At 61.0% G+C, this 13170-nt stretch carries 10 protein-coding genes; 7 read left to right on the top strand and 3 right to left on the bottom strand.

The window, feature by feature from the left end:
• Window positions 1–175: 175 nt before the first annotated feature.
• The 7 genes from V8J63_RS01940 (at window position 176) to V8J63_RS01910 (ending at window position 9376) form a co-directional block, all read left to right on the top strand.
• Window positions 176–1174: a phosphate ABC transporter substrate-binding protein PstS gene (locus V8J63_RS01940; protein WP_016772480.1), complete on the top strand. Its 999-nt coding sequence runs from the start codon at window positions 176–178 to the stop codon at window positions 1172–1174.
• Window positions 1175–1394: 220 nt separating this feature from the next.
• A complete protein-coding gene (locus tag V8J63_RS01935; RefSeq protein ID WP_024014834.1) occupies window positions 1395–3680 on the top strand; it encodes an ABC transporter permease subunit in 2286 nt (761 codons plus the stop codon).
• A gap of 16 nt (window positions 3681–3696) precedes the next feature.
• A complete protein-coding gene (gene pstA, locus V8J63_RS01930; protein WP_016772481.1) occupies window positions 3697–5367 on the top strand; it encodes a phosphate ABC transporter permease PstA in 1671 nt (556 codons plus the stop codon).
• Window positions 5368–5462: 95 nt separating this feature from the next.
• Window positions 5463–6296: a phosphate ABC transporter ATP-binding protein PstB gene (gene pstB, locus V8J63_RS01925; protein WP_016772482.1), complete on the top strand. Its 834-nt coding sequence runs from the start codon at window positions 5463–5465 to the stop codon at window positions 6294–6296.
• A 105-nt stretch (window positions 6297–6401) separates the two neighbouring features.
• The gene (gene phoU / locus V8J63_RS01920; RefSeq protein WP_336463483.1) at window positions 6402–7163 is read left to right on the top strand and encodes a phosphate signaling complex protein PhoU; all 762 of its coding nucleotides are present in this window, start codon (window positions 6402–6404) and stop codon (window positions 7161–7163) included.
• A gap of 176 nt (window positions 7164–7339) precedes the next feature.
• Window positions 7340–8272 (top strand): response regulator, encoded by a 933-nt coding sequence (locus tag V8J63_RS01915; protein WP_041476598.1) that lies wholly within the window; start codon window positions 7340–7342, stop codon window positions 8270–8272.
• A gap of 207 nt (window positions 8273–8479) precedes the next feature.
• Window positions 8480–9376 (top strand): peptidoglycan DD-metalloendopeptidase family protein, encoded by an 897-nt coding sequence (locus tag V8J63_RS01910; protein WP_016772485.1) that lies wholly within the window; start codon window positions 8480–8482, stop codon window positions 9374–9376.
• A 174-nt stretch (window positions 9377–9550) separates the two neighbouring features.
• Here the strand turns inward: V8J63_RS01910 and V8J63_RS01905 are convergent, their stop codons facing one another.
• From V8J63_RS01905 to phoB, 3 genes are all read right to left on the bottom strand, one after another.
• The gene (locus V8J63_RS01905) at window positions 9551–10891 is read right to left on the bottom strand and encodes a hemolysin family protein (protein WP_016772486.1); all 1341 of its coding nucleotides are present in this window, start codon (window positions 10889–10891) and stop codon (window positions 9551–9553) included.
• 123 nt (window positions 10892–11014) lie between these two features.
• A complete protein-coding gene (gene phoR / locus V8J63_RS01900; RefSeq protein ID WP_231991049.1) occupies window positions 11015–12301 on the bottom strand; it encodes a phosphate regulon sensor histidine kinase PhoR in 1287 nt (428 codons plus the stop codon).
• Between the two features lie 138 nt (window positions 12302–12439).
• Window positions 12440–13129: a phosphate regulon transcriptional regulator PhoB gene (gene phoB, locus V8J63_RS01895; protein WP_007896474.1), complete on the bottom strand. Its 690-nt coding sequence runs from the start codon at window positions 13127–13129 to the stop codon at window positions 12440–12442.
• Window positions 13130–13170: the final 41 nt, after the last annotated feature.

Here is a 13170-nt window from a genome sequence, read left to right as displayed (position 1 = left end):
CGTCTCAAATGCGGACGCAGAGCGTCCATGGCGGCGTTCCCACGCAGAGCGTGGGAACGATCTGTCGCGACATGCTGGCCTTTCATCCAATTGTCATATTTCAGCCATAGAGTGTTCACATGGCCTGCTGATACTTGGCCCCGACTTAACACACCCTATCTGCTAGGAGTAAGGCATGAAACTGAAGCGTTTGATGGCGGCAATGACTTTTGTCGCTGCTGGCGTTGCGACTGCCAACGCGTTCGCCGCTGTTGACCCTGCTATCCCGAGCTACACCAAGACCACTGGTGTGTCGGGCAACCTGTCCAGCGTCGGTTCCGATACCCTGGCCAACCTCATGACCCTGTGGGCTGAGAACTACAAAAAAGAATACCCGAACGTCAACATCCAGATTCAGGCTGCCGGTTCTTCCACCGCGCCACCTGCACTCACCGAAGGCACCGCCAACCTGGGCCCGATGAGCCGCAAGATGAAAGACAACGAGCTGCAGGCTTTCGAACAGAAGTACGGCTACAAGCCGACGGCAATCCCGGTTGCCGTGGATGCCCTGGCGGTGTTCGTGCACAAGGACAACCCGATCAAGCACCTGACCATGGCTCAGGTCGATGCGATCTTCTCCTCGACGCGTCTGTGCGGTGCCAAAGCTGACGTCAAGACCTGGGGCGACCTGGGCGTAACCGGTGACCTGGCCAACAAGCCAGTCCAGCTGTTCGGCCGTAACTCGGTGTCCGGCACCTACGGCTACTTCAAGGAAGAAGCCCTGTGCAAAGGCGACTACAAGCCGAACGTCAACGAACAACCAGGTTCGGCGTCGGTGGTGCAGTCGATCAGCAGCTCGCTTAACGGCGTCGGCTACTCGGGCATCGGCTACAAGACCGCCAGCGTGAAAACCGTCGCCCTGGCCAAGAAAGAAGGCGGCGAGTTCATCGAAGACACCGAAGAAAACGCCCTGAACGGCAAGTATCCGCTGTCGCGCTTCCTCTACGTTTACGTCAACAAAGCCCCGAACAAGCCTCTGGCCCCGCTGGAAGCCGAGTTCGTGAAACTGGTGCTGTCGAAGCAGGGCCAGGAAGTGGTAGTGAAAGACGGCTACATCCCGCTGCCAGCCAAGGTTGCCGCCAAGGCACTGGCTGACCTCGGTCTGCAGGAAGGCGGCGCTGTCGCCAAGAAGTAACACCCTGAGGCCGGCCTGAAGCCGGACTCCTGTGGGAGCGAGCCTGCTCGCGAAGGGGTGGTCACATGCAGCATCGATGTGACTGACCCGACGCCTTGGCGAGCAGACGCGCTCCTGCAACCACCAAATTTTCGACTCCGCTGCCGGACTTCCGGCTGGCGGATTTGCTGCGTCACTGCACTGTCATCTTTCTGTCATACAGGATCGCTAGGGTGTGCGCATGAATGATCTGGCCAATTCCCCAATGACTACGTCTTCCCCTCCCAAGCGCATTGATTTCAATACGCCTGAGCTGCAACGCAAGCGCCGCATCCGCGCGCTCAAGGATCGCTTCACCCGTTGGTACGTCCTCGTTGGCGGCCTGGCGGTGCTCGCGGCGATCACCCTGATCTTCTTCTTCCTAGCTTACGTTGTAGCGCCGTTGTTTCAAGGTGCCGACCTGACCGCGAAAGACTCGATCACCCCGGCCTGGATGCAGGACGCGGGCAAGCCGCTGATGATCTCGCTCGAAGAGCAGAATCAGGTGGCCATGCGTGTATCCGACAAGGGCCAGGCGCTGTTCTTCGATCTCGACAGTGGCGCTGAATTGAGGCGTGTCGATCTGCCGCTGCCAGCGGGCGCTACCGTGACATCTATTGGCGAAGACCAGCCGGGTCATCCGCTGGTGGCCGTGGGGCTGTCCAACGGTCAGGCGCTGGTGTTCCGTCATACCTATAAAGTCAGCTACCCCGATGGCAAGAAAACCATCAGCCCGGCCATCGAATATCCCTATGGCGAGGCACCGATCGCGCTGAACGAAAGCGGCGGCGCGCTGGAGCATGTCAGCCTCAACGCCACCGACTCGACGCTGATGCTGGTCGGCTCTACTGGGTCGCAACTCAACGTGCTTTCGCTGACCAGCGAAGAAAACATGATGACCGGCGAAGTCACCAACGAACAGACGCGCATCGATCTGCCGCAGATGACTGAGCCTGTGAAAAACATCTTCGTCGACCCGCGCCAGCAGTGGCTTTACGTGGTCAACGGGCGAGCTCAGGCCGACGTGTTCAGCCTGCGCGACAAGAGCCTCAACGGGCGCTACAAACTGCTGGAAAATGCCGACGCCCAAGTCACCGCCACCGCGCAGCTGGTCGGCGGTATCTCGCTGATCGTCGGCGATTCCAAGGGCGGTCTGGCCCAGTGGTTCATGGCCCGCGATACCGATGGCGAGCAGCGTCTGAAGCAGATCCGCACCTTCCAGATGGGCACCACGCCGATCGTTGAAATCGCTGCCGAAGAGCGCCGCAAAGGCTTCCTCGCCCTTGATGCCAGCGGCAAGCTCGGCGTGTTCCACAGTACTGCACACCGCACGTTGCTGGTCGATCAGGTGGTTGAAGGCCAGGGCCTGTTCGGTCTGTCGCCGCGCGCCAACCGAGTGATCGTCGAAGCCGGCGGCAAGCTGCAGCCGTTGCTGCTCGACAATCCTCACCCGGAAGTATCGTGGAGCGCGCTGTGGAGCAAGGTCTGGTACGAGAACTACGACGAGCCTAAGTACGTCTGGCAGTCGACCGCCGCCAACACCGATTTCGAACCGAAACTGAGCCTCTCGCCGCTGACCTTCGGCACTCTGAAGGCCGCGTTCTACGCCATGCTGCTGGCCGCGCCACTGGCCGTCGCTGCGGCGATCTACACCGCGTACTTCATGGCCCCGGGCATGCGCCGCAAGGTCAAACCGGTGATCGAGCTGATGGAAGCGATGCCGACGGTGATCCTCGGTTTCTTCGCCGGTCTGTTCTTGGCTCCATATGTAGAAGGGCATCTGCCGGGCATCTTCAGCCTGCTGATGTTGCTGCCGATCGGCATTCTGGTCGCCGGCTTCACCTTCAGCCGCCTGCCTGAATCGATCCGCCTGAAAGTCCCGGACGGTTGGGAAAGTGCGCTGCTGATTCCGGTGATCCTGTTTGTGGGCTGGCTGTCGCTGTACATGAGTCCGTTCATGGAGAACTGGTTCTTCGGTGGCGACATGCGCATGTGGATCTCCCACGACCTGGGCATCACCTACGACCAGCGCAACGCTCTGGTGGTCGGTCTGGCCATGGGGTTCGCGGTGATCCCGAACATCTACTCGATCGCCGAAGACGCCGTGTTCAGCGTGCCGCGCGGCCTGACCCTGGGTTCCCTGGCCCTGGGTGCCACGCCATGGCAGACCATGACCCGCGTGGTGATCCTGACCGCCAGCCCGGGGATTTTTTCGGCGCTGATGATCGGCATGGGCCGTGCGGTCGGCGAAACCATGATCGTGCTGATGGCCACCGGCAACACCCCGGTGATGGAGATGAACCTGTTCGAAGGCCTGCGCACCCTGGCCGCCAACGTCGCGGTGGAAATGCCCGAGTCGGAGGTCGGTGGCAGCCACTACCGCGTGCTGTTCCTCTCGGCGCTGGTGCTGCTGCTGTTCACCTTCGTCATGAACACCCTGGCAGAACTGATTCGTCAGCGTCTGCGCAAGAAATACTCGTCGCTTTAAGCAAAGGTAGAAGTCTGTGAAACAGAACTCCCTGAAAGGATGGTTCAAGAGCGGCGCCCCGGGCGTCTGGATCAGCGGTGGCGCGGTGTCCATCGCGGTCATCATGACCATTGGCCTGTTGGCGGTGATTGCCGTGCGCGGTCTCGGTCACTTCTGGCCGGCGGACCTGATCCACGCTCACTACGACGTACCGGGCCAGGCCAATCACCTAGTGATCGGCGAAGTGGTGCAGAAAGAAGAAGTGCCGCGCGCACGTCTGAAGAGCGCCGGTCTGCCGGTGCCGGACGAAGGTCCGGAATTCATGACCCGCGAGCTGATCAAGGTCGGCAACCGTGACCTGAACGGCAACGACTTCACCTGGATCGTCGGCGAGTGGCTGACCAAGCAGACCACACCGCCAGAATTGATGGCGATCGAGCGTCGCGAGTGGGGCAACTTCTACGGCTATCTGGTCAACGTCAAACAGGATGGCAAGGTCATCGCCGAGGGCGAGGCCGCATGGCCTGAACTGCAAGCGCGCATCGATCGGGTGAACGATCTCGCGGCTCAACTGAAGACGCTGGAAAAAACCGACATCGGCGCAATTAACGCCGGTCTTGAACGCATCCGACTGCATGGGCGCAAGCTCGAGCTGGAAGGCAAGCTCGACGCCACCGCACAAGCGGACATGGAATCCGAGCGCGCCGAGCTGGACGCGCGCTACAAGGACATCGAAGCACGTCTGTCTGATTTGCATGCTCAGTTCAACCGCGACGCCTTGACCGCCCGTGACGCCAACGGCAAGGAAATCGAAATCGGTCTGGGCAAAGTCGTGCATGCCTACCAGCCAAACGGCATGAGCACCTTGACCAAGGTTGGTTTCTACTTCAGCAAGATCTGGGAATTCCTCTCCGACGACCCGCGTGAAGCGAACACCGAGGGCGGGATCTTCCCGGCGATCTTCGGCACCGTGATGATGACCCTGATCATGGCGATGATCGTCACCCCGTTCGGCGTGCTGGCTGCGGTGTACCTGCGCGAATACGCCAAGCAGAACACCCTGACTCGCGTTATTCGCATCGCGGTGAACAACCTCGCCGGCGTACCGGCGATCGTCTACGGTGTGTTCGGTCTGGGCTTCTTCGTTTACGTGCTGGGTGGCTCGGTCGACCGCTTGTTCTTCCCTGAAGCTCTGCCGGCGCCGACGTTCGGTACGCCGGGCCTGCTCTGGGCTTCGCTGACTCTGGCGCTGCTGGCTGTGCCGGTGGTGATTGTAGCGACCGAAGAAGGTCTGGCACGGATTCCGCGTACCGTGCGTGAAGGTTCGCTGGCCCTCGGTGCGACCAAAGCGGAAACGCTGTGGAAAATCGTTATCCCGATGGCCAGCCCGGCCATGATGACCGGGATGATCCTCGCCGTGGCCCGCGCCGCCGGTGAAGTGGCGCCGCTGATGCTGGTGGGTGTGGTGAAACTGGCGCCGTCGCTGCCGGTGGACGGCAACTACCCGTACCTGCACCTGGACCAGAAGATCATGCACCTGGGCTTCCACATCTATGACGTCGGCTTCCAGAGCCCCAACGTCGAAGCAGCCCGCCCGCTGGTTTACGCCACCGCGCTGCTGCTGGTGCTGGTGATCGCGACGCTGAACCTGTCGGCGGTGTATATCCGCAACCACCTGCGCGAAAAATACAAAGCACTGGATAGCTAAAGCCATTAGCCACAAGCGGCAAGCTACAAGCCGCTTTTGCTCAAACTTGCAGCTTGCAGCCAGAAGCTTGCAGCTACGAACGGAGTGAGAACCCCATGCAGCACGAAACACACAGCCACGGCATCAACATGTCTGCCCTGGGCCGCGACAAGCAGAGCCTGGACCTGGCGCAGGAAACCGTTGCCATCGAAGTGCCGGGCCTGAGCCTGTACTACGGCGAGAAACAGGCACTGTTCGACGTCAGCATGAACATCCCGAAACAGCGCGTGACCGCGTTCATCGGCCCGTCGGGCTGCGGTAAGTCGACGCTGCTGCGTACCTTCAACCGGATGAACGATCTGGTCGACGGCTGCCGTGTCGAGGGCGCGATCAACCTGTACGGCAACAACATCTATCGCAAGGGCGAAGATGTTGCCGAGCTGCGTCGTCGCGTCGGCATGGTGTTCCAGAAACCCAACCCGTTCCCGAAGACCATCTACGAAAACGTGGTCTATGGCCTGCGCATCCAGGGCATCAACAAGAAGCGCATCCTCGACGAAGCCGTTGAATGGGCGTTGAAAGGCGCGGCATTGTGGGACGAGGTCAAAGACCGTCTGCACGACTCGGCCCTCGGTCTGTCCGGCGGTCAGCAACAGCGTCTGGTGATCGCGCGCACCATCGCGGTTGAGCCGGAAGTGCTGCTGCTCGACGAACCGTGCTCGGCTCTCGACCCGATCTCGACGCTGAAAGTCGAAGAGCTGATCTATGAGCTGAAGTCCAAGTTCACCATCGTCATCGTTACCCACAACATGCAACAGGCGGCACGGGTGTCCGACTACACCGCGTTCATGTACATGGGCAAACTGGTGGAATTCGGCGACACCGATACCCTGTTCACCAATCCGGCGAAGAAGCAGACCGAAGACTACATCACCGGTCGCTATGGCTGATTGGGGCAGCTGCAAGCCGCAAGCTACAAGCGGCAAGAAAGATGCGGTGCGATATCAGGACTTACACATAACTGCTTGAAGCTTGCAACTTTCGCGGAGCGAACAATGATTTCCAAAGAAGGCCTTACCCATCACATTTCCGCGCAGTTCAACGCTGAACTGGAGGAAGTGCGCAGCCACCTCCTTGCCATGGGCGGGCTGGTCGAGAAGCAGGTCAACGACGCGGTCACGGCGCTGATCGAGGCCGATTCCGGCCTGGCTCAGCAGGTGCGTGAGATCGACGACCAGATCAACCAGATGGAACGCAACATCGACGAAGAATGCCTGCGCATTCTCGCCCGTCGTCAGCCAGCGGCGTCGGACCTGCGCTTGATCATCAGCATTTCCAAGTCGGTGATCGACCTTGAGCGTATCGGCGACGAAGCCACCAAGATCGCCCGTCGTGCCATCCAGTTGTGCGAAGAAGGTGAAGCGCCGCGTGGTTACGTCGAGGTTCGTCACATTGGCGACCAGGTGCGCAACATGGTTCGTGATGCGCTGGACGCCTTCGCCCGTTTCGACGCCGATCTGGCCTTGTCGGTGGCGCAGTACGACAAGATCATCGACCGCGAATACAAAACCGCCCTGCGTGAGCTGGCCACCTACATGATGGAAGATCCGCGCTCTATCTCGCGGGTGCTGAGCATCATCTGGGTCCTGCGTTCACTGGAGCGCATCGGCGATCATGCGCGCAACATCTCCGAACTGGTGATCTACCTGGTGCGCGGTACCGACGTGCGCCACATGGGCCTCAAGCGCATGAAAGAAGAAGTTGAAGGCACAAGCGCTGAAACCGCTCATGTTCCGGGCGAAGCTGACGATAAGTAAGATTGCCTGAGAAAAGCGCCTGGCCCTCTGGCCGGGCGTTTTTGTTTCTGCTTTTCAGAAGCGGATTCGTATCAAAAGCAGCACCCGCGAACGAAAAGTCCCGGCGTGACTGAAGAGTTTTGGCAATGTGCCATCAGCCAGCGTTATGCTTGCCGGGATTTTAATAGGGGTGTTGGATGAGCAAGATCAGTGTGTTGGTCGTGGACGATGCTTCGTTCATTCGTGACCTGGTGAAAAAGTGCCTGCGTAATTACTTCCCGGGGATCCGCACCGAGGACGCCATCAACGGCAAAAAGGCCCAGGCGATGCTGGCCAAAGAGGCTTTCGACCTGGTGCTGTGCGACTGGGAAATGCCGGAAATGTCCGGCCTCGAACTGCTGACCTGGTGCCGCGAGCAGGACAACCTCAAGACCATGCCGTTCGTCATGGTCACCAGCCGTGGTGACAAGGAAAACGTCGTGCAGGCGATTCAGGCCGGCGTATCCGGTTACGTCAGCAAGCCGTTCACCAACGAGCAGCTGCTGACCAAGGTCAAGCAGGCACTGAACAAGGTCGGCAAGCTCGACACCTTGATGAACAGCGCGCCGACCAAAATGAATTCGGCATTCGGCAACGATTCCCTGAGCGCACTGACCGGCGGCAAGCCGGCCGTGGTCGGCGGCGCTGCGGCCAGGCCTGCCGCTGCTGCCCCCGCTCCAGCCGCTGCACCGTCGCGCGGTTTGCTCAACAGCCCGCCAGTTCAGGCGCCCGGTGCATCCAAGGCGCCGGTGGGCGGTCGTGGTCAGGGCCAGTTGCGCCTGCCGAGCGGTACTCAGCAATGCGTGATCAAGGCCTTGAGCATCAAGGAAGCCCTGCTGGTAGTGAAGCGCACCGAAACCCTGCCGCAGATCCTCGACAGCGCTGTGCTCGATCTGGAGCAGGGTGACAACGCCGAGATCGCGCGCCTCAACGGTTACCTGCACGCCATCGTCGCCCACGAGCAGAAAGCTGACAGCGACTGGCTGCAACTGACCTTCCGCTTTGTCGACCAGGATGCGCAGAAGCTCGACTACATCTCGCGCCTGATCGCCCGCGGCACGGCGCAGAAGCACTTCGTACCCGGCGCGTAAGCTTCGTCGCCCGATAGGCCGCCTTCGCGAGCAGGCTCGCTCCCACAGAGATCACACCGAACCTGTGGGAGCGAGCTTGCTCGCGAAGGGGCCATCAAAAGCACCACCCATCTTCCGCGCTGGCCATTTTGAAACATCTGTCGACTAGCCTGGTCTGTCTCAGCTGCTAGGCTGATTCCCAGGCCTTCCTTCGACAGACTTTTGCCCATGCTCGCGCGCCTGCTGTTTTTCTGCGGTCTCTGCCTGGCCTCCCAGCTGGCGATGGCCATGACCATCTACAAATCCACCGACGCCAACGGCGTGGTCTCGTACAGTGACCGCCCGAGCAAAGGCGCGAAAGTGTTCGTGTTTCAGGACCGCATGGTCGAGCGCCTCGACCGCCAGGTGTACCTGGACATCAAGAAGCAGAAGGGCGTCGACGTAGTGTTTGCGCGCAACGATCTGTACGCGCCGGTCGAGGTTGCCCTGGCTTTCATCGGCACGAGCAATGTGCGTGGCGCGCCGTCGCGAGCGATCCGTCGTGTGCTGCCACCGCGCAGCAACACGCGGCTGGCGCTGCTGACGGCGATCAGTCGTGACCAGCCGCTGGTGTATTCGCCGCAGTTCCAGTACTCGCTGGGCGACCCCGCAGGCACCGCGCAGAGCTATCGCTATCCGCTGCCCTGGCGTGGCGGGCCGTTTCGCCTGAGCCAGGGCGCCAACGGCCAATACAGCCACTACGGGCCGAAGAACCGCTACGCCATGGACATTGCCATGCCGGTGGGCACGCCGATCATTGCCGCGCGAGCGGGAGTGGTGGTCAAGACCGAGAACTCCCAGAGCGGGCGCGGCACCGATGCCTCCGGCAATTTCGTGCGGGTGCTGCACGACGACGGCACCATGGGCGTGTACCTGCATCTGAAACAGGGTTCGGTAAGCGTGCGCGAAGGCCAGCGGGTCAAGGTCGGCAGCCCGCTGGCGCTGTCGGGCAACACCGGCAACAGCAGCGGCCCGCACCTGCACTTTGTGGTGCAGCGCAATACCGGCGAAGGGTTGGTGTCGATTCCCTATCAGTTCAACCAGCCGCTGGGGGCGTTGCCCAACTTTGCGTTGGGCAAGCAGTAGGCGCGATAGGGTGTTGAGGGTTTTTGTGGCGAGGGGATTTATCCCCGTTGGGCCGCGAAGCGGCCCCAAATATTGCAACTCTGTACTCACTGACTGCATTCAATGGTTTTGGGACGGCTTCGCAGTCCAACGGGGATAAATCCCCTCGCCACAAAACCTGCCCCGCAATCCTGTTCAATCGAGCATCAACACCTTGGCCAGGACAATCTTCGGCCCTTTCATCTTCTTGATGATGATCCGCAGGCCTTCGACTTCCAGCACTTCTTCCTCTTCCGGCACCCGTTTCAGGGTTTCGTAAACCAGCCCGGCGAGGGTTTCCGCTTCGATGTGATCAAGATCGATGCCGAGCAGACGCTCGACCTTGAACAACGGCGTATCGCCACGCACCAGCAACTTGCCCGGCTGATAGGCGAGGATGCCGCGCTCAGCCTTGCGATGTTCGTCCTGAATGTCGCCGACCAGCACTTCCAGCACGTCTTCCATGGTCAGGTAGCCGATGATGTTGCCGTCAGCCTCCTCGACCACGGCGAAGTGCGAGCCACCCTTGCGGAACTGCTCCAGCAGCTGCGACAGCGGCATGTGCCGCGATACGCGCTCCAGCGGGCGGGTCAGCTCGGCCAGGTTGAACGACTCGGGAATGTGGTCCAGCGCGGCCAGTTCCAGCAGCAGATCCTTGATGTGCAGCAGGCCGACGAACTCCTGGCGCTCGCTGTCGTACACCGGATAACGGCTGAACTTGTGGCGACGGAACATCGCCAGGATTTCCTTCAGCGGCGCGTTGAATTCCAGAGTGATCAGGTCTTCGCGGGAGTTGGCCCAGTCGACCACTTCCAGCTCGCCCATTTCCACGGCCGAGGCCAATACGCGCATGCCCTGATCGCTGGGATCCTGGCCACGGCTGGAGTGCAGGATCAGTTTCAATTCTTCGCGGCTGTAATGGTGTTCATGGTGCGGGCCGGGTTCACCTTGCCCGGCGATACGCAAAATCGCGTTGGCGCTGGCGTTGAGCAGGTAGATCGCCGGGTACATCGCCCAGTAGAACAGGTACAGCGGCACCGCCGTCCACAGCGACAGCAGCTCTGGTTTGCGGATCGCCCATGACTTGGGCGCCAGCTCGCCGACCACGATGTGCAGGTACGAAATGATGAAGAACGCGGTGAAGAACGACACGCCTTTGATGATCTCGGGCGAGTCGACGCCGACCGCGCTCAGCAGCGGTTCGAGAATGTGCGCGAACGCCGGTTCACCGACCCAGCCCAGACCGAGGGAGGCGAGGGTGATGCCGAGCTGGCACGCCGACAGGTAGGCATCGAGCTGACTGTGCACGGTGCGCAGGATGTGCCCGCGCCAGCCGTGTTGTTCAGCGATGGCCTCGACCCGGGTCGAGCGCAGTTTGACCATGGCGAATTCCGCCGCAACGAAAAAGCCGTTGAGCAAAACCAGGATCAGAGCAAAAAGGATCATGCCGAAGTCGGCGAAAATGGTAGCGAGGGACAAGCCAGGGGAAGGGTCCATGATGGAGTTTTGCGGGTTCCGTGTGATTCGAAAGTAGGGAGAAACAGCGCCTGAAAGGCAGGCACAAGTCAGCCAATGTAGCGGCTGACCGTGCGATTGCCTAGTGGCGTGTGCCGGGCGGCATCACTCGGCGGCGCTGATCGCCCGTGCGCTGGCCACCTGAGCCGGGGCGAAATGGCAGGTGAAGGTGCTGCCGTGGCCGGGCACGCTGCTGATCTCCATGCGCGCGCGGTGGCGCAGCAGCACGTGCTTGACGATGGCCAGGCCGAGGCCGGTGCCGCCGGTGTTGGAGTTGCGGCTGGAATCGACGCGGTAGAAACGCTCGGTCAGGCGCGGCAGGTGTTTGCTGTCGATACCGATGCCGGAATCCTGCACGCTCAGGTGCGCGCCCTGATCGTCGCCCCACCAGCGAATGCGGATGTTGCCCTCGGCCGGGGTGTACTTGACCGCGTTGAACACCAGATTGGAGAACGCACTGCGTAGCTCGGCCTCGCTGCCCTTGAGCAGCACTCCGGCATTGGCCTCGAGGCTGATGCGCTGGTTCTTCGCCCCGGACAACTGCTGCGCATCGCTGGTAATCGATTGCAGCAGTGTGTCGATCTGCACTGGCTGGTTGTCCGACGGATAGTCGGTGGCTTCCAGCTTGGCCAGCAGCAACAGATCGTTGAGCAGCGTCTGCATGCGCCCGCCCTGTTGCTGCATCTGTTGCAGGGCTCGGCTCCAGCGCGGGTTCACTTCCTCGACATTGTCGAGCAGAGTTTCCAGATAGCCGCAGATCACCGTCAGCGGTGTACGCAGTTCGTGGGAGACGTTGGCGATGAAGTCCTTGCGCATCTGTTCCAGCTGATGAATGCGCGTGACATCGCGGACCAGCATCAGGTGTTCATTGTTGCCGTAGCGGGTCAGGTACAGCTGAATGCGCACGCGATCGTTGGTCGGCGAAGGGATTTCCAATGGCTCGGCGAAGCTGTCCTGCTCGAAGTATTCCTTGAAGCGCGGATGGCGCACCAGGTTGGTCACCGGTTGGCCGCTGTCCTGCGGAGTCTTCAGGCCGAGCAGGGTTTCGGCGGCACGGTTCCACCATTCGAGATTGCCGTCGCTGTCGAGCATGATGACCGCGTCTTTCAGCGCGGCGGTGGATTCCTGCACCCGGTCGATCACCGCTTGCAGACGTCCGCGCACCCGTTGGTCGCGGCGTTGCAGGTGATAGATGCTGTCGAACACCTCGCCCCACAGACCATAGCCATCGGGCGGCGCTTCGTCGGGTTGGTGCTGGCGCAGCCATTCGTGCAGACGCAGCAATTGCTTGAGCGTCCAGGCCAGATAAAGCCCCAGACCCGCCGCGAGGCTCCAGCCGTAATAGCCGGTGATCAATCCGATCACCAGACACGCTGTGACCAGCAGCAACATGTGGCGAATCAGGGTGCCATGCCAGTTTTGATTCACGAGGGCGTCCTTAGCCGCAGCTTCAAGTTTCAAGCCGCAAGCTCCAAGCTAAAACGGATCGGCTTTCACTTGCCGCTTGTAGCTGGAAACTTGCAGCTGCTTTTACGCTTTTGTAGAGAACCGATAACCGGTGCCGCGCACGGTTTGTACCAGATTTTCGTAAGCGTCGCCGAGGGCCTTGCGCAGGCGGCGGATGTGCACATCGACGGTGCGCTCTTCGACGTAGACGTTGCCGCCCCAGACCTGGTCGAGCAACTGGCCACGGGTGTAGGCGCGTTCCTGATGGGTCATGAAGAATTGCAGCAGGCGGTATTCGGTCGGGCCCATCTCGGCGGGTTTGCCGTCGATGGTCACGCGATGGCTGATCGGGTCGAGCAGCAGGCCGCCGACTTCGATCGGCGCTTCGCCATCGGTCGGTCCGGCGCGGCGCAGCACGGCTTTGAGGCGGGCCACCAGTTCACGCGGCGAAAACGGTTTGGTGATGTAATCGTCGGCGCCGACTTCCAGGCCCTGGATCTTGTTGTCCTCTTCGCCCTTGGCGGTGAGCATGATGATCGGGATATCCCCGGTCAGCTCGTCACGCTTGAGGCGCCGGGCCAGCTCGATGCCCGAGGTGCCGGGCAGCATCCAGTCGAGCAGGATCAGGTCCGGTTTGCGGTCGACAATGATGGCGTGAGCCTGCTGCGAGTTCTCTGCCTCGAGGCAGTCATAGCCGGCCATTTCCAACGCCACGGCGATCATTTCGCGAATGGGCGCTTCGTCGTCGACGATCAGAATGCTCCTGCCAACCATGCCTTAATCCTCTTGTCATTTAACTGTCTTGCGCCGCATTA

Origin of the sequence: Pseudomonas sp. CCNWLW23, from assembly GCF_037095675.1 — a bacterium.
Classification (GTDB): domain Bacteria; phylum Pseudomonadota; class Gammaproteobacteria; order Pseudomonadales; family Pseudomonadaceae; genus Aquipseudomonas; species Aquipseudomonas atacamensis.
Note: the sequence above shows the minus strand (reverse complement) of the source record. Positions and strands in the feature narration are given on the sequence as shown.